15 protein-coding genes are annotated in these 18,104 nt (G+C 48.2%); 11 read left to right on the top strand and 4 right to left on the bottom strand.

Going from position 1 to position 18,104, the window contains the following annotated elements; translation table 11 throughout:
- Nucleotides 1–339: 339 nt before the first annotated feature.
- Nucleotides 340–1,866 carry a DUF4189 domain-containing protein gene (locus Q0986_RS09800; protein ID WP_299408963.1) on the top strand — a complete coding sequence of 509 codons (1,527 nt, stop codon included), beginning with the start codon at nt 340–342 and terminating at the stop codon, nt 1,864–1,866.
- Here Q0986_RS09800 and Q0986_RS09795 read toward each other — a convergent pair.
- On the bottom strand, nt 1,863–2,387 hold the full coding sequence (locus Q0986_RS09795; RefSeq protein WP_366918554.1) for a hypothetical protein: 525 nt from the start codon (nt 2,385–2,387) through the stop codon (nt 1,863–1,865). The two genes, Q0986_RS09800 and Q0986_RS09795, sit on opposite strands and share 4 nt — an antisense overlap.
- A gap of 476 nt (nt 2,388–2,863) precedes the next feature.
- On the opposite strand from Q0986_RS09795, the gene Q0986_RS09790 reads away from it, so the two are divergent.
- Together Q0986_RS09790 and Q0986_RS09785 are read left to right on the top strand one after the other, a co-directional pair.
- The gene (locus Q0986_RS09790; RefSeq protein WP_299408957.1) at nt 2,864–3,823 is read left to right on the top strand and encodes a DMT family transporter; all 960 of its coding nucleotides are present in this window, start codon (nt 2,864–2,866) and stop codon (nt 3,821–3,823) included.
- An 80-nt stretch (nt 3,824–3,903) separates the two neighbouring features.
- Nucleotides 3,904–5,043, top strand: coding sequence for an aminotransferase class I/II-fold pyridoxal phosphate-dependent enzyme (locus Q0986_RS09785; protein WP_299408953.1), 1,140 nt, complete (start codon nt 3,904–3,906; stop codon nt 5,041–5,043).
- 94 nt (nt 5,044–5,137) lie between these two features.
- Here Q0986_RS09785 and Q0986_RS09780 read toward each other — a convergent pair whose 3' ends face one another.
- Nucleotides 5,138–5,602 (bottom strand): HXXEE domain-containing protein, encoded by a 465-nt coding sequence (locus Q0986_RS09780; RefSeq protein ID WP_299408949.1) that lies wholly within the window; start codon nt 5,600–5,602, stop codon nt 5,138–5,140.
- A gap of 141 nt (nt 5,603–5,743) precedes the next feature.
- Between Q0986_RS09780 and serS the strand changes: the two genes are divergently transcribed.
- From serS to Q0986_RS09745, 7 genes are all read left to right on the top strand, one after another.
- A complete protein-coding gene (gene serS, locus Q0986_RS09775; RefSeq protein WP_299408946.1) occupies nt 5,744–7,033 on the top strand; it encodes a serine--tRNA ligase in 1,290 nt (429 codons plus the stop codon).
- Between the two features lie 125 nt (nt 7,034–7,158).
- On the top strand, nt 7,159–8,088 hold the full coding sequence (gene sppA / locus Q0986_RS09770) for a signal peptide peptidase SppA (RefSeq protein WP_299408943.1): 930 nt from the start codon (nt 7,159–7,161) through the stop codon (nt 8,086–8,088).
- A gap of 3 nt (nt 8,089–8,091) precedes the next feature.
- Nucleotides 8,092–8,622 carry a YIP1 family protein gene (locus Q0986_RS09765; RefSeq protein ID WP_299408939.1) on the top strand — a complete coding sequence of 177 codons (531 nt, stop codon included), beginning with the start codon at nt 8,092–8,094 and terminating at the stop codon, nt 8,620–8,622.
- Between the two features lie 500 nt (nt 8,623–9,122).
- Nucleotides 9,123–10,514 (top strand): NAD-dependent malic enzyme, encoded by a 1,392-nt coding sequence (locus Q0986_RS09760; protein WP_299408935.1) that lies wholly within the window; start codon nt 9,123–9,125, stop codon nt 10,512–10,514.
- Between the two features lie 452 nt (nt 10,515–10,966).
- On the top strand, nt 10,967–11,140 hold the full coding sequence (locus Q0986_RS09755) for a hypothetical protein (protein ID WP_299408931.1): 174 nt from the start codon (nt 10,967–10,969) through the stop codon (nt 11,138–11,140).
- 749 nt (nt 11,141–11,889) lie between these two features.
- Complete coding sequence (locus tag Q0986_RS09750; RefSeq protein ID WP_299408928.1) at nt 11,890–12,864, top strand: ferritin-like domain-containing protein; 975 nt, start codon at nt 11,890–11,892, stop codon at nt 12,862–12,864.
- A gap of 193 nt (nt 12,865–13,057) precedes the next feature.
- Entirely contained in the window at nt 13,058–13,825 is a 768-nt protein-coding gene (locus Q0986_RS09745) for an isoprenyl transferase (protein ID WP_299408967.1), read from the top strand.
- 48 nt (nt 13,826–13,873) lie between these two features.
- On the opposite strand, the gene Q0986_RS09740 is transcribed toward Q0986_RS09745, so the two are convergent.
- Both Q0986_RS09740 and Q0986_RS09735 read right to left on the bottom strand, forming a co-directional pair.
- A complete protein-coding gene (locus Q0986_RS09740) occupies nt 13,874–15,355 on the bottom strand; it encodes a protein kinase (protein WP_299408925.1) in 1,482 nt (493 codons plus the stop codon).
- 1 nt (nt 15,356) lies between these two features.
- Nucleotides 15,357–16,586, bottom strand: coding sequence for a helix-turn-helix domain-containing protein (locus Q0986_RS09735; RefSeq protein ID WP_299408922.1), 1,230 nt, complete (start codon nt 16,584–16,586; stop codon nt 15,357–15,359).
- A gap of 818 nt (nt 16,587–17,404) precedes the next feature.
- Here Q0986_RS09735 and Q0986_RS09730 point away from each other — a divergent pair.
- Nucleotides 17,405–17,992 carry a hypothetical protein gene (locus Q0986_RS09730; RefSeq protein ID WP_299408919.1) on the top strand — a complete coding sequence of 196 codons (588 nt, stop codon included), beginning with the start codon at nt 17,405–17,407 and terminating at the stop codon, nt 17,990–17,992.
- The last annotated feature ends 112 nt before the right edge of the window (nt 17,993–18,104 follow it).

Raw genomic sequence — 18,104 nt, 5'->3', positions numbered from 1 at the left:
TAAGCTCGATGATTTACTCGGAGAGTTTAGAGGTTGCTTGGCGCAACCAGTAAGAGTCAAGTGCTCTTAAGAATCTCCTGCTATACCCGTAGGGTTAGCAGGATGAGTCGTCAAAATATTTGAAGTCTACGATAACGGTCGTTACTCTCCCAGCTTGGAAGACAGGGTGTAGACATCATAGACTGGCTTTGCCTACCGCCAGCATGAGTTACCGTTTTAGCAACGGATAGCCTCACCATCTAGGGTTACGTGACGGTCCTGCCGTTTGTTACGAGGGCTCACTGGCACTTGAGCCGTCACTCAAGTTATCACAGAAATACGGGTTGCTAGAGAACAACGATGACTAAACTCCTTAATAACCGTTATCAAGTGCTGGATGTTTTAGGCGGCGGTGGGTTCAGCACCACCTTCCTTGTGGAAGACACCCATATGCCTTCCCGCCGTCGTTGTGTCTTGAAGCAGCTGAAGCCCGTCAGCATGGATCCCTCTATCCAAACCTTAGTTCAGGAGCGGTTTCAGCGAGAAGCAGCCATCTTAGAAACTTTAGGAGAGATCTCGGATCAAATTCCACGGCTGCATGCCTACTTTACAGAAGCGCATCAATACTACTTGGTGCAAGAGCTGATTGTCGGTCACACTTTAGCAGAGGTGGTACAAGCTCAAGGGGCGCTGAGTGAAGCAACCGTGTTAGACATTTTACTCAGTTTATTGCCCGTGATTGAGTTAATCCACCAGCGGGGCATTATTCACCGAGATATTAAGCCAGAAAATATTATTTTGCGAGATCAAGATGGGAAACCCGTCCTGATCGATTTTGGGGCAGTGAAAGAAACCCTGGGTACCGTCGTCAATGCTGAGGGGCAGCCCACCGGTTCGGTCGTCATTGGTACACCGGGATTTATGGCCACGGAACAATCTCGGGGGTTTCCCACCTATGCCAGTGATCTTTATAGCTTGGGCTTAACCGCCATTTACTTACTCACGGGTAAATTTCCCCATGAACTCAACATTGATCCGCAGACCAGCCAACTCCGCTGGCATCAATCAGTCCTGAATGTGTCGTCGGGTTTAGCGGCCGTGTTAGATCGATCCATTAATCTGGTGGCGCGCGATCGCTACCCCACAGCGGCAGCCTTTGGGCAGGCGCTCCGCGATAGCAGTATCAAACCCATGCCTCAGGTCCCACCTGCTCCCGTGCCGATGGCGTCCCCACCCACTCCCGTGCCGATGGCGTCTCCACCTGTTTCCACCTATCCATCTGGCATACCGCCCACAGCTATCACCCCACCGGTGGCATCCGAGTCATCGGCCGACTTTACACCTAAAAAAGTAGGAATTTTGAGTGCGATCGCACTCGCTTCAGCAGCACTGAGCTTTGTGGCCATCCAAAATCTATGGCCATGGGTGGCCGACCGCTTGGCCGAGAATACGACGATAGATCCCAATCCCACTTCTACGGCTACCCCGCCGAGCGATTCTCCCAGTCCTGAGAGTTTGGCTTCTCCGAGTCCAGAATTGATTACGCCCAGCCCAGCCACTAGACCACAGTTTGCAGCAGTAGCCTATTCGGTGCCAACAGGCACCTATGGCTATAGCTATAACTTCTCCTCGCAGGCAGCAGCCGAAGCCAGAGCGTTACAGGAATGCAACCAGCGCGTAACGGCTCAAGACTGCCAAGCGTTATTTTCGTTCCAAGATGCCTGTGGAACGCTAGTGCGGGCGACATCAGGGGTTTATGGTTGGGCCTGGGATCAACAAATTACAGCGTCTGAGACCGAGGCCCAGCAGCAATGTCGCAACCATGGTGGCACCGATTGTCAGGTGTTGCTGAATCTCTGTAGCGATCGCGTGATCCAATCTCGCTAAGCGGCTTTTTCCAGATATTGACGAACGCCCTCCCCCATTTGCGTGAGGTTAGGCCCTATTTTTTGACTCAAAAAGTCTTCGACAAATTCTGCCACCTGCCCCTTGAGAAAGTCGGGAATCCCTTCGATTTGATGAGTATGGATCACCAACTCACCCCGATTTTCAACAATCGTGGTATCTCCACAGTCCCGAAAATGATTTTTGCCATAACAGGAGACGGCCTCCGTAAAAGCATGGGTGGTGATCCGCCATTCCAAGGAATAGTCGGCCTCATTCCAAACATTGTGCTCCGTCCAAGACAACATCTGCTCGTCGATAAAGGCTCGGGCAATCGTGGGAATTTCACCGCCACCATGCCATTCATTCGTGCAGATGACGCGCTCGTTGTCTTGCTGATACGTTTTGGGGTCGATCCGGTGCACATTCTCCATGTAGGGGAGCAGCTCTTGCAGTTTATCGCGGTAGGTCGAAAACACGAGCGATCTCGGAAACGGAATGTGGGCATCCACAGAAATGATCATATTGAGTTGAGAGGTAACGAACACAAGCAAGAAACCTAAATTGAGAATTGAAGGCATTTTTTATGCGCTGATATGTAGTTATCGCATTTGCATCTATTTCACGTTTAGATGTAGCAAAAAGAAACGAAATGAAAGCCTTTGTTGAATAGATTTTTTTTCAATTTACAAATGTCGGCAGTAGATTAACAAAAACCGTTAAACCCTTAGCAGATAGAGGGTTAGCCTCCGGTCTAGAATTTCAGTTCTTTGTTAAAAGACGGCGGATGCTGGCAGCATCTTACACCTAGCGATTAATTTAGGGTATTCAAGCGATCTCTAGAGTGAGAAAATAAGGCAATTAGAGTTAAAAATGCTCTAATCAGAGTATTTCTTGAGTTTGCTTATCTTTTTTCTTTTTCACTTAACTTTTCATTATCAAACCTCCTCAATAGCCTTGGGAAAGGTGTTTGTGCATATATCGCAAAGGGATCTACACTATGACCCACAAACTGTCGCAGGTGAAGCAGTCCTGGCGATTCTCAGCAGATGTACTGCCCTTAATGGCCATGTTAGCGGCGATTGTCGCCTTGTCGTTGGCCGCCATTTTTATCAAACTCAGTGAGCGGGAATTAGGCCCCTTTGCTACTATTTTTAATCGGTTTTGGGTGGCCTATGTTGTGCTGTGGATTGGGCAGGAATGGCGCAGCTTTCGCTCCTCCAAAGAAGAGGCGACTCAACCCATTGAGTACACCCGTCGCGATCAGCTCTGGCTAGTGGCAGCTGCGCTGATGTTTTGGGGCTGTATCGCCCTGTGGGCTTGGTCTTTGACACGCACGGAAGTGGCCAATTCAACCCTGCTGCATAATCTGACGCCCTTGTTTACGACCTTAGGGGGATGGCTCCTCCTCCATCAGCAGTTCGATCGGCGGTTTTTACTGGGGTTACTGGTTGCGATGGTTGGCGCAGGCGCGCTAGGCGTGGGCGATTTGCAGCTATCAACCGCTCACCTGACGGGCGATCTAGCCTCACTGTTTTCTGCCGTCTTTTCTGCGGCTAATCTGATGATTATCGAAAAGCTAAGGGCTAAATTTTCCGTCAATATCATCTTGCAGTGGTGTTGTTTTTGGGGAGCAATCTGGACCTTACCCATTGTGCTGTTAGCAGAAGATCGCTTATTCCCGATCTCAGCATCGGGTTGGGTATCCGTCATCTGTCTGGCAGTGGTCTGCCAAGTTTTAGGGCAAGGATTGCAAGCCTTTAGTCTGAAGCGACTCTCGTCGGGCTTGGTGGGTATTTTACTGCTGCTTGATCCCGTGTTAGCCGCTTTAACGGCTTGGGTGTTGTTTGCCGAAAGTCTGACCCTATTTAAGTGGTCTGCCTTTTTTGTCGTGCTGCTAGGAGTTTATCTCGCTCAATCGAGTGGCGGGGCCACTCATTCAACTGAGGCTATTGAGTAACTCAGGGCGCGTGCCAAAACCTTGATTCTCATAAAGGTTAGAGTTGAGAGTGATTGGTTACAATTGCGCTGGTCCAAAGAATGAAACCCATTCTACTCTCTCCTCCCCATATGGGCAGTGAAGAACTCCGCTTTGTTCACGAAGCATTCACCACCAATTGGATTGCTCCGGTTGGACCCAATGTAGACGCGTTTGAAGCGGAATTTTGTCAGACGGTCGGTTCTGCTCATGCTGTAGCCGTCAGTTCTGGGACAGCTGCGCTGCATTTAGCTTTACGACTGATCGGCGTTGCGCCAGAGGATGAGGTCTTTTGCTCGACCTTGACCTTTGTGGCCACCGCCAACCCCATCACCTATATGGTCGCGAAGCCTGTATTTATCGATAGCGATCGCACCTCCTGGAATATGGATCCCGAATTGCTGTCCACAGCATTAAAACAGCGCGATCGATCAGGCAAACTTCCTAAGGCTGTAATTCTAGTTCATCTCTATGGTCAAAGTGCAGATATTGATCCGATCTTGGAAATTTGCGATCGCTATGACATTCCCTTAATTGAAGATGCCGCAGAGGCCTTAGGGGCAACTTACAAGGGCAGAACCCCCGGCACCTTTGGCCGCATGGGGATTTACTCTTTTAATGGCAATAAAATTATTACGACCTCTGGAGGAGGGATGCTGGTTTCAGCGGAGCCCACGCTCATGGAAAAGGCTCGCTTTCTGGCCACCCAAGCCCGCGACCCGGCCCCCCATTATCAACATTCTGAGGTGGGCTATAACTATCGCCTCAGTAATGTGTTGGCGGGGATCGGTCGAGGACAGTTGCAGGTGCTCAGCGAACGAGTGGCTGCTCGACGCCATAACTTTGAGACCTATTACCAAGCACTCGGGACCTTACCTGGCCTTAAATTTATGCCAGAAGCAGCCTTTGGCAAAGCAACGCGATGGCTGACCTGCTTGACCGTCGATCCAGAACAATTTGGATGCGATCGCGAACAGATCCGCTTGGCTTTGGCAGACCATCACATCGAATCTCGCCCGGTCTGGAAACCCCTGCATCTGCAACCTGTTTTTGCGGAGGCGGAGTGTATGGGTGGAGCGGTGGCAGAGCATTTATTCCAACGAGGTTTATGTCTGCCGTCGGGCTCTAGCCTCACGGATGAAGACCTGCAACGGGTCATCCAGGTGATTCAAGACGTTTATCACCAGAAAGGTCGGTCTTAAATCGCTAAAGGTCAATAAGATTTTTAGAGTCGGTATGTATTGAACGAATATGCCAGAAGTTCAATGAATTAGTAGTACAGATGAGGTGGATTGTCTACTGGGTCAGACCTTTTATCTCTTGAACGACCATCCAATACAGCCAGATGGAGATCGCCAATCCCACTGCTCCGCTAATGACTAACTCATGCAGTTTGAAGAGGTTATGGGTATTGGCTAGACTGTAGGCCCAGATGCTGAAAGGGACCATCAGAAACAGTCCTGTCCAAATCCCGGGCCGCAGCTTTCGGCCCTTCCAGCTTAATCCCACATGATCTAGGAAGGGGTGGGTCAGCCCTATTGCGGGCAAGATACCGCTGAGGATCGGCCATCGCCAGCCAACAATGGCTAAGCCAATCACGAAGATAAAGATAATGGCATTTTCCACAATGAAGAAGCGAGTAGATTTCACGACTTGCAACTTTGATGATGCCTTTTGATATTCAGGGAGCCAACCTTCCTCAATCGTGTGGATAATGATTGCAAATGCGACCAACCAAATTGCGAAGTCTTGCACCTTCATATCCTCAGTATTAAGAGGGCTTATTCTTCTGGTTTTTATTCTATCTATTGACGCGAATAGAATTCGCTGGAGTAGGAATACACAACCACCCCATCCGGTATATCCTGTTAAGTTGTCGGTATCGCGCAGCGGAACAGGGACGTGATTGATTTAAAGCAGCTACGGGATGATCCGAAAGCGTTTGCAGAGCGCCTCAGTCGTCGAGGAGACTATGATCTGCAAGCTATTTTGGAGCTGGATCAAAAACAGCGCGAATTAGAGACTGAGCGATCGCAACTGCAAGCCCGCAGCAACCAAATTGGCAAAACCATTGGCGAGAAAATCAAGTCCGGGACTAATCCCAAAGATGCTGAGATCCAAGACTTGCGACAGGAAGGGAGCCAGGTCAAAGCCACGCTGAGTGATCTCGAACCTCAAGAGCGGGATCTCAAAGCTGAAATCGGCGAGCTGTTGTTGACGATTCCAAATTTGCCCAGTGACGACACCCCCATTGGTAAAGATGAAACGGCCAATGTGGAGGTGCGGCAATGGGGCGAAGAATATATTCCGACAAAGGCCCTGCTCCCCCACTGGGAAATCGGCGAGAGCCTGGGCATTTTAAACTTTGAGCGCTCTGTGAAAGTGGCGCAAAGCCGATTTGCCACCCTCGTAGGCGCAGGTGCTGCCCTTGAACGAGCCTTGATCCAATTTATGCTCGATCAGCAAATTGCAGCAGGCTATGTGGAAGTGTTGCCCCCCATTTTGGTCAACAGCGACTCTCTCACCGCTACAGGACAGCTACCCAAGTTTGCGGAAGAAAGCTTTAAATGCGATCAGGATGATTTGTGGCTAAGCCCTACAGCCGAAGTGCCCGTGACGAATCTGTATCGAGACGAAATTCTCAATGGGGATGAACTGCCCATTTTGCACTGCGCGTACACCCCTTGCTTTCGACGAGAAGCCGGAAGTTATGGGCGGGACACGCGGGGCCTGATTCGTCTGCACCAGTTCAATAAGGTGGAGCTGGTCAAGCTGGTTCATCCCAGTACCTCCGCCGCCGAACATGAAGCCTTAGTAGACAATGCCGCTGCTATTTTGGAAGCCCTGCAACTGCCGTATCGTGTTTTGCAGCTGTGCACCGGAGATTTAGGCTTTTCTGCCGCCAAGTGCTACGACCTAGAAGTGTGGCTGCCCTCTGCGGACTGCTACCGGGAAATTTCAAGCTGCTCTAATTTTCTCGATTTTCAGGCCCGACGAGGCAATATTCGGTTTAAAGAGGCTGGCCAAAAAGGAACACAGTTTGTACATACCCTCAACGGCTCTGGATTAGCCATTGGGCGAACGATGGCTGCAGTGCTGGAGAACTATCAGCAAGCGGATGGCACGGTGCGGGTGCCTGAGGTATTGCAGCCCTATCTGAAATGTGAAGTGCTGTCAGCGCCCCTGGGCTAAGAACCTTCTACAATAAGTGGGGAATGATGGCGCTAGGCTGGAGCGTTCGATCCGATCTGCTCTATGCGCCTCATCATCCAATCGGTTGATTCTTTAGCCATTTCAATCAGGGAGAGCAGTATTCTATGCGTCTGAATCGCATCCTGGCCTTAGCGTTAGTGACCCTCTGTTTATTGGCGGCATTGGGAAACTGGCTGGGCGGATCGATGGAGAGCCAGAAAACAAAGGGATCGGCCAATGTCGCCCTGGTTAATGTGTATGGCGTGATTAGCGATGAACCCGCCAGTGGACCGTTTGGCTCCAGTGCAGGGGCCAATGCCAATGAACTGATCGATATCATTCAACGTGCCCGAGAAGATCAAGGGATTAAAGCGATTCTGCTAAGAATCAATAGTCCAGGGGGAACAGCCGCTGCCTCACAGGCCATCTACGAAGAATTAATGCGCACGCGTAAAGAGACGGATATTAAAATTATCGCCAGTCTGGGAGATGTCGCCGCTTCCGGTGGCTATTACGTGGCTAGTGCGGCTCACCATATCGTGGCCAATTCTTCCTCGGTGACGGGGTCCATTGGCGTGATTGTTCGCACCCAAAACGTCTCGTCTTTGCTCGATAAAGTGGGGGTTCAGACCAGCACCATTCAAAGCGGTCCGCTTAAGGATATTCTGTCTCCCTTCCGTGACACCAAACCAGAAGAGCGAAACATTCTGCAAAGTGTTGTGGATGAGTCCTACCAGCAGTTTTTAGAGGCCATTGTCGCTGGGCGAGACATATCGATGGAGGAATTGAAGCCCTTAGCCGATGGCCGTATTTATACAGGGACGCAGGCCAAAGCCAAGAATCTAGTAGATTCCCTAGGAAATTACTATGACGCCTTGCAAACCACCGCTGACTTGGCCAAGATTTCTGGAGAGCCCAAGGTGCGTGATTTTAGCAAAAGTAGTCTATTTGAAGGTTTTGGACCGTTTTTGTCTTCTTCTAGCCAAGCACAACCCATGGAGTGGCTGGCTGCCGAAACCCGCTGGCATAAAATTCCGCTGACGCTGATGGAGTAAGTGATGCTGGATACACTATTTACCACCTTCTTTGGCCCTTCTCCCTCGCATAGCCGTCAACCCGTGGTGCTGATTGGCTTTATCCTGCTCAGCATTCTGGCGTTAAATGCAGCAGGTACAGCGGGGCTAGGCATTGCGGGCGTGATTATTTTCTTTCTCCTCTTTTTGATTGGAGGGCTGTTGGGGTGGATCTGGCTCTCTGCAGCGCTCCACTTTTTTGCGCAGTTGCTGGGTGGGCAAGGCAGCGCCCAAGAGACTTTGCCAGCGGTCATGATGGGATTATGGCCATTGATGATTTCAGGTCCAGCCATTGCGGCCTCACGGTGGCCGAATATTTTGGGCCAGTTTTTAGGGCTCTTGCTGGGCTTAGTGGTCATGATCGGGACAATCACCACTTTGACGCGATCGCTGTGTCAAGCTCACCAACTTCATTGGCGCAAAGCCCTCTTAACAGTGGTACTTACCCTCGCTATCTCTCTGCTGGCTTGGCTTGGACTGATCCTGTGGCCGTTAATGCTGGCCCTAGGATTGTAGTCGGCAGGGGATGATATCCATATTTATTCATTGACTGCAATAATTCATAACGCAATTCACCTATTTGTTCATAAAAAGATACTGATCCCAGCCTATTTTCAGTGCATCTACCCAGGCGATTTTGATAGCATTTTGGAAACAATAGGATTAAGCAATTAATTCTGTTGAACAGTCACAACCGCATAGGGCCACATTATGCTTCAAGAGCCAACTAGTACTATGTTTTGGACCATCATGGTCTGTGAATTCTTGGCCGCGTTTGGTTTAATTACCTACCTTGCCCAAGGAGAAAAACGACGCAATAAACCTCAGTAATCCTTACTTTTATTTGCAGCAAGCAACTTTCAACATACCTCCTAACATAACTAACAGCAGCTCAGCATCAACTGTGCTGCTTTTTTGTGTGGGGTTCCTGTGACTTGAACGGTCACAGTCGTTTGGATGCCACTACAATTGGGAGCGGTAGCTTGCAACAAATCTGACGTACGGTAAATATCAATATGGTTCAACTGACCCCCAACTCTAGTTTTAGCCTGACGATTCGGGTCAAGTTGCCCAATCAAACTGGAATGCTGGCTCAAGTCTTGCAAGCCATTGGCAATGCTGGCGGCAGCCTAGGGCATATTGATTTATTAGAACGGACCCATACCGCTTTAACTCGCGAAATTACAGTCAATGCCTCCAGTACCGAACATGCAGGTACTATCGTTGAGGCTTTAAAGGCAGTACCACAGATTACGTTGCTAGACGTATCCGATCGCACCTTTGATTGCCATCGGGGTGGAAAAATTACGGTTCAAAGTAAGCTGCCGCTTCACAGCCAGGATGATTTATCCATGGCCTATACGCCCGGTGTGGGCCGGATTTGTACAACCATTGCCCAAGACAAAGATCAGGTGTATCGCTACACGATCAAAAGCAATACCGTCGCTGTCGTCACGGATGGCAGTGCAGTGCTGGGATTGGGAAATATTGGCCCAGAAGCGGCTTTACCTGTGATGGAGGGCAAGGCATTGCTGTTCCAAGAATTTGGCAAGATTAATGCGTTTCCCGTGTGTTTAGCGACCCAAGAGGTCGACGAGATAGTGGAGACCGTCAAGCGGATGGCTCCCGTTTTTGGGGGGGTCAACCTGGAAGATATTAGTGCGCCTCGCTGTTTTGAAGTGGAAGAACGGTTGCGCCGCGAACTGGATATTCCCGTCTTTCATGATGATCAGCATGGCACCGCGATTGTGGTGTTGGCAGCGTTAATTAATGCCCTGAAGTTAGTGGATAAAACCTTTGCAGAGATTGCCATTGTGATTAATGGCGCTGGGGCGGCGGGAGTTGCGATTGCAAAGCTATTGCAAAAAGCAGGGGTGAGAACGATTCGACTCTGCGATCGCAACGGGATAATCAGCCGCGATCGCACGGACTTAAACGAGACCAAGCAGTCCTTTGCCGTCGAGCAGTCCGGCACGTTGGCTGATGCCCTCAAAGGTGCGGATGTGTTTCTGGGCGTCAGTGCCCCAGGGGTCCTTACCCCAGAAATGGTCAAGACGATGGCCCCCGATCGGATTGTGTTTGCGATGGCTAACCCCATTCCTGAAATTCAGCCTGAACTGATTCAAGGTGATGTGGCTGTGATTGCCACGGGACGCAGCGACTATCCCAATCAAATTAACAATGTGTTGGCGTTTCCTGGCATTTTTCGCGGTGCTCTGAACTGCCGTGCTGCCGCAATCACCACCACCATGCACCTACAAGCGGCCTATGCGATCTCAGCATTAGTAGGGAGCGACGAATTACACCGTGATCATATTATTCCCTCTGTGTTTGATGAGCGAGTTGCCACAGCGGTCGCCTCAGCCGTAGAACAAGCGGCCCGCCAAGAAGGGATCAGCCATTGCTAAAATCCGTGAGCCATACTTGAAATTTTCCCTACATTGACTGGAGGAGTTTTTGCTGACTGATGCAGGGGAACGAAGCACCTAGGGAAATGATCTATATCGGTATGTAGAGGTGCTGAGAGTCGGTCAATTATTTCCATCCAATCGCTATGTTTAGACGAATTTGGCATGACCGTATTCCAGATAACAGAACCTGATATTTAAATACGATATTTAATAATAAGGGTATTTACGCTTATTATTATCATCTACATTACTGATGATCCAGATAAATAGCCTTATAAGGAATAATTATTCCAATATTCCATAGATAGCCCCAAATAGGATGATCGCTATCTAAAACCATAAGCAGCTTATTGCTTTCACCCACTTGAGTGAATGTACCAAACGCTTGGTGTGCCCCATTAAGCTGATGATCACTATGTCTTGATTTTATTGAAAGGAACGAATTAAAAATGCAACCTAATGCCTTCTCTCAAACTCCTGTATTAGACTCTGTAAACGCCCCTGATCAAGCGTTGATTTCGGCTATTGATACTCAGGCCGACCTCTCATCTACTGTGTTCCCTTATGTGACGCCGATGGTTCAGTATTACCTTGAGCGCGAAGCAGAATGGGCAAGGGATTAATGGCAATTATCATGTTTGAAAGTTCGAATTTGATAGCGTTTGATCTCAACGTTGGCATAACTCATTTTTGAATGTTCTGAGTATCCATTCAAATTGCATCTAAACCATTCAATCTCGACATCTACTGTGCCCCTTCGTTGAGTAAGGCTAATCTGGCAGTTATTCAGTTTAAATGTAGAGGTATTGAAGATATCCAGGGCGCTAGTATCTGTTGAGATAGGGATAACTCTATCTTGATCTATTCGGTAGAGGATGGTTAAGTTAGCCAGCTCAATAATTAATATGAAAGGGTCAATATCGGGATAATATTTTAACGCGAGAATTGGCGTTGAGGTGAAACCAAAGACCATTTGGCTTCAAGCTCCATGATCAAAATAACGGGAGTGAGATTCCAAACCTTAGCATTGAGTTTATAAAAAGAGTCTATCTACACAAGCGTGCTCAAAACCTTGTGCAAGCAGGATGAGATTCTGTTGCATTCGCTCACCTATCTAAAGTTCACTTTAACGCCGAGATAATGTCTGACTAAAATCTGGGGAATGATCTGGTGTTCGTGCCATCGATTGATAGTTGTTGCCTATCCATTCAGCAACAAGCTTGAGCACGATGTGGAGCATGGCAACGTCAAAAATAGGGGCACAAAAAACAAACCCATCCGACTTTCCGACTTTTAAGTCCCGACTCTGGCCGACTGACTTCTGGGTTGACCTTGCTTAGGCTATTGGATGCAAGCTACTCCGGAGAGTGCCATGACTCCTACGTTATTGTTCAATCCCTCGTTCCTTGACCCGTCATCATCCACCCAAGCTTTTGAAACGGCTCCCATTCCACACCGACTCAATCAGCTGATTAAGACCTATCTGGCCACCGATATTCTCAACGATCGGCTACAAGATTTATCTCAGCAGTTTCAAGATCCTCAACCCCGACCTTGGCAACCAATTGACTGGAATCACATTGAACCAGATCAGATAAGGGGAATTGATCCCCTTATTTTTTTAGCTATTCTTGCGGGCAGTATTGATACAGAAGCCCCTATTCGGGGTTATACCCAAACCAGTCGTCAATATCTATTGCCTCTTCATCCACAAATGGCTCGATTTGTCGGCGGTACCGTCAATGACCAAGGAGACTTGATTGAGTTAGGGCTGTGGGAAAAGGAAGAACGTCAGCATTCCCCGGCACTCCAGCGGTTGTATACCCAACTGTCGGGATTAAAACTGATGCCTCTACCCCACGATCCTAGACCCTATGAGCCGACAGATAATCCCCATCAGGATCTGTTTGAGCATGGCCTACACCGAGTAGCGACTGAGTATGGGGCCACCTGCCTGTATCTATGGCTAATGGCCCATTCTACTGGTCCATTGCATCGAGCGTTAGCCGAGATATTGATTGACGAGATTAACCATATGACCAAATTTTGGGGTTTTGGCCGTTGGGCCTATCCCCACAGCTCTATATTGCAGATTTTGATCACTTTACTCCAACCACAATTTAAGTTTGCGAAACAAAAACGCAGTAGTTTTAGTCGAACCCTGAAACGGATGATGCAAATCCTCCACTGGGAAGCTTGGTCTTTCCCGAATAAACTGTCTCTTTTATGGACTTTTATTGATGTGTTGTGGCATCTGTGGCGGTGGAGCCGCACTTTGCAGACCAACCAGCTGAATCGCTGGTTTGGACAGCCCCCAAAAACGGCTTTTCCTGAGGCTGACGCTTAGTTTCGGCCATTGATATGGAGTCTTTCCTAGATCACTCATTTCTGTTTGTATTCGATCAGACCTTGACAATCCTGGTCAGAGATTGTTAGACAAAACTACTGACCGGGGAATTATTACGAACAGAGAATAACTCCCTCTGACTTGTATGGGCTCCTGATTGAACCAATTGATGTCACTGACACCTGCTGTATTAATGAACAACTTCGATTACGTTACTCGCCCTACAGATTTAGATCCTGATTGCTTACCCCAGCATGTTGCCGTCATTATGGATGGCAATGGTCGCTGGGCCAAACGCCAAGGGTTTCCCCGGATTGCGGGTCATCGCCAAGGGGCACGGACCCTCAAAGATTTAGTGCGCTGCTGCAAAGACTGGGGCATTCCTACCCTGACAGCCTATGCCTTTTCGACGGAAAACTGGCGTCGTCCCCTAGAAGAAGTAGACTTTCTTTTGGTCTTGTTTGAGCGCCTTCTTCGTCAAGAATTGGCTGAAATGGATCGCGAAGGGGTGCGGATTTCCTTTATCGGTGATTTGTCTCCTTTGCCCTCTTCGCTGCGAAAGGAAATCGATCGAGCGGTTTTAGCAACGGCCAATAACCGAGCCGTTCATTTCAATGTGGCGGTTAATTATGGCAGTCGAGCCGAACTGACCCAAGCCTGTCGTCAAATTGCGGAGCAGGTTCAGCTGGGTAATATTGAGCCAGGGGCGGTGGATGAGCAACTAATTGAGCAATATCTCTATACTGCTGGCACTCCTGACCCTGACCTGTTGATTCGCAGCAGTGGCGAACTCCGCTTAAGTAACTATCTGCTGTGGCAGCTGGCCTATACGGAGTTTTACTTTACGGATGTGTTCTGGCCTGATTTTGACCGGGCGGTTTTTCATGAGGCTCTAAGACATTATCAGAAGCGCGATCGCAGATTTGGAACCCTCAAACTTAAACAACCCTGTGCTGGATAATTCTGATTGAGGGACTGCCCCTGAATCCAGATAGCCCCTATCGGCGATCTACAGCTTGACGAAACTCGTACAAGTTCTCGGATTATTGCGCGGCTCAACACAGGCTCGGATTTCAATATCACGACCAGGTCCCATATCGGCATAATGTTCTGTAAACTCATCGACAGGAATCACCGCACTTCCATACTGGTTTCCCGCCCGATCTTCCACATACTGAGTAGACCCCGATGGCGCTTCCGTTTTAGACCAGGTTGCTGCACAGGCTTGAGAGTAACGGAGTTCTAGGCGATAGGCGGACAGGTAATTTTTAGACTTGCGAATATTGCCCGTATTAGACGTAATCGTTTGCATGTCCTGATCGCAGCCATTATCAATGGGATCACGACCGATGCAAGCTTGGTTTTGGCAAGTAACAGCGTTGAGCTGCTGATTAGTCTGGGTTGATTCTGGATTTACCGGGGTCGGAGACGGATTCCAATAAAACGCAGTCAAGATGCCTCCCATTGACAGAACAGCAGCCATCGAAATAATCCATTTGAGTGGCGTGTTTAGCAGCTGTCTTCCTGGCTGTTGCCGTCCATTCTTTGCACCCCAGCTGAGTGGAGCAGGCGTAGCGTCTTCCAGCTGGCTCTGTTCCACCTGTTGGATCAGCACACTCACCGTGGGGGGGCGGCGTCCAGGTGCAGCGGCAATAAGCTGATCCAAGAGCTGAGTCAACGCTGGTGTTGTATAAGGGGCTAGATCTTGCCAAAGTAATGCCCCCGTATCCATGTCCTTGGGCAGTTCTAACGGATGTTTCCCTGTTAGTAAATGAATGATCGTTCGTCCCAAGGCATAAACATCAGACTGAGGCAGAGCATTGCCCTCCATTTGCTCTGGTGGCATATAACCAGGGGTACCAATACAGGTAATATCTTGGCCCACCCCCACTTTACCGAGGTAAGTTTCAGTGACCTGTCGAGTGGCCCCAAAATCTATCAGCACCAGTTGGCCCTCTGGCGTTAACAGAATATTGCTAGGCTTGATATCGCGGTGGAAAAAGTCCTGATCATGGAGTTTTTGCAAAATGAGCGATAGCTGCTGGAGCCAGTCATAGGCTTGCTGGGCTGAAATCGGTGGATACTCCTGGATCCACTGACTCAGACTTTGACCCGCCACTTTTTCCATCACCAAACAGGGACGATTGTGGAGAAAGCCCAGCTCTCGTAGCAGAAAATATCCATCCTGCACCAGTTGTGGGATACCTGGATGATGAATTTTTCGGAGGACAAAAGCCTCTTGGGCAAACAGCTCTCTGGCTTTCGGATGGTTGCCAATAAACAGTTTGCACACTCTTGTGGTCGGCAAGCCCAACTCTTGAACTTCCACTGTCAGGGCAGAGGTGCTTTGACCCAATTTCTGGATCCCTCGAAATCGTCCTGCCAGGACTAAAGGGGTCTGACAATGGCGACACTGCTCTAAATGTGCATTCTCAGGATCTGCAGGTTGAGGGCAGGCAGGATTAAAGCAATAGCTGGCAGTTGAAGTCATATTAGGGATTGAGAGACAGACCAATCGGACGTCGAAGCGATTGTCGGACAAAAGGTTGGAGGATATAAAACACTGTGTCGTGAATCATCGCAGTTTCGATGAGGGATTGAGAGATAAGCAGGTTAAGCGCTTGCATTAACTCCGACTTTCGCCACTCCATCTTAAAAAGCTCCTGTATGTCTGGGAAAGACATCGGTTCAGCCCTCTCTGTAAAGGTATAGAGTAAATGTCTCTCTGCTTCAGGCAGATGTTGGACTTGCTCTTGCAAGAGAGGGGTTAAATCGCCCAGAAATAAGGTCTCCTGCTGCAGAAAATCTTTCACAGACCCTGCAAATACGGTTTGGATCACACCCACAGCGAGCTTTAAAGCCAGCGGGTGCCCTCGATACAGTTGAATTAAATCAGGCCAGTAGTCTGCATCTGCCAGGCCCTGCTGTTGTAAAAATTGATCCACCTCTGACTTTAAACCTTTCAGTTGCAGGGTTTGCATAAAGGGACCTTGTCTTTCCATCAAACTCATCCACTGGGGCTTATTCCGACTGATCAAGATCAGATGGCTTTGACAAGTATCGCGGTTGAGCAGACTCAGCAGTGGGCTGAGAAGGTGAGGCACAGTGGACATTGAATGTGCCGCTGGAGGATGGGGACGGATGGCTTCTAATTGGTCTATGACTAACACTAGACGTTTGGATTGAAAGGTTTGGAGTAAGGTTTCCGGCCATACCCCTTGTTGCAGCTGCGCTTGCGTCGAGGGATGGGTAGCATCCAACCAAATCACGGGGTTGCCTGAGGACTGAATTTGTTGGACAAAGGCAATCCCCAGACTCGTTTTACCAATGCCTGCCAATCCCCACAGGCCCAAAATTTTGGTTGATTTTTCTAAAAGCCATTGACTGCACAACGCTAGATCTTGCTGACGGCCAATACAGGGATTTTGTAGACCAGGAATGGAACCGGGATAGTAACCCAACTCGCTCAGGCCAACAATGGAGTCGGAACTTGGCGGCCGAGCATTACAGGGGAGTAATTCACTTAGCTCAAACTCTAAGACAGAGGCAATTTGCTGTAATTTATCGATCCCAGGCTTATTGATCTTGTGATTGAAAAGGCGACTGAGATAGTCACGGCTAATCCCTGTGCGCTGGGAAAGCTGGTAAACCGACATCTGTTTATTAGACAGCTGGGCTTTCAGATAAGCAGGAATATCGCTCTCTTGCTGGTTTCGTGTCATTGAGTTGAAGATATTAGTTGAATGAAATCAATTTTAGTTGAATAAATGCATTAAAATTCAACTATTTTTTCGTCAAAAGTTCTGCAAAATAATCTATCACCGTTTTCTGGAAAAACCAGCAAAAAAATGTCTAATTATATTTTTATTGCGGGCAAACTAGATAGTATAAAACTTCAGCCTTCAAAAGCTATGAGAGGATTAACTTTTACAATAAACTCAAAATAGAGAGAAAAAGATTACAGCAATATACAATTTATATTGTTGAACTCACATTTTTTATGCACTGGCTTTTTTCTAGCTAGATATAGCGATTAAACTATTGTCAACTTGCTACCAAACCTATAGCCCTACATACATATACCGCCAAAGAATAGTCATTCCAGGAATAGAGTAAATCGGTAATTCTATAAGGCATATTCTCAAATACAGCTCTCGCAAAAATATATAGAAATTTCATCTATCTATCTTGAAAGTATTTTATTTGCTAGCTCATTCATCTCACTCAAGAGACGAAAAACCAAACTTCAAATAGCACTCAAGCTTCCAATAGCATCAATGGCTAACGCTGGATATTGAACACTTCTCGTACACCCACCAAAACAATGAAAACACTAGCGCCAAAAAACTCCATATTTATCAGTATTACAGCAGTAGTCTGCCTTCAGAATTTCGCGGCCTTTGCTCAAGCACCTCAGCAATCTCAGCTGGCTTCCAAGTCTAACGCTGAAACTAGCTTGCACTCTCTACTGTCACCACACAACTCATCTTTTAGTCAAAAAACGACGTCTTTAACGTCTATCCCTCTCCATCAACCTCTGATGATGAGTCAGGCCAAACAAGAAACAGAAGCCCAACCCGATCGCCCTGCTGTCTCCAAGCGTCGACCCAGTGCGGTCAAAATGATGGTGGGCGATCAAGAAATATTTCTCAAGCGAGCCAGGGCGCAAGATCGTGCGAGCGGCAGTGTACTCAGTCTATTTACGCCCTTTGGTCGTTCTAAAGGTAAGGCCGTCTTTAGAGGCAAACAAGCGCGTCTTCGGGTCACTGAATTTCCCATCGCGTTTGAAGCAAGTTTACCTGCCGATGTTCATCCTGATGAATATATCGTGCTGTTAAAGCTGAAAACGAAAAAGAATCGACGTGAAATTGAGACCTCTTCAGCAGGCTTTTCTTTAGACTTTAGTGAAGGCTTAGTCAATGCTAAAGATGGTTTTCGAGACAAAGATCTGATTCAGCTCCAATTTGAAGAAGCACAGCCCATCGATGAAGAAGGCAATATAACGTATAAAGTCACCATTCCCAGCATGATAGAAATGGGTGAATATGCCATCTTCCATCAAGAACATTACTACGATTTTAGTTTTGATAATCGCATCCCAACGGCCCAAAATACGGCTCAAAAATAGTTTCAACAACACCTAAGTAGCCCAGGCTAGAAAAACTCATATATGTCACGCTTTACGAAGCAGCTAGTCTGGACGGAAATCTAAATCGTTGTGCTTGATATCCTCCTACCTC

Origin of the sequence: Acaryochloris sp. IP29b_bin.148, assembly GCF_028285565.1 — a bacterium.
Taxonomy (GTDB): Bacteria; Cyanobacteriota; Cyanobacteriia; order Thermosynechococcales; family Thermosynechococcaceae; genus Acaryochloris.
This window is presented reverse-complemented; position numbering and strand designations above follow the sequence as displayed.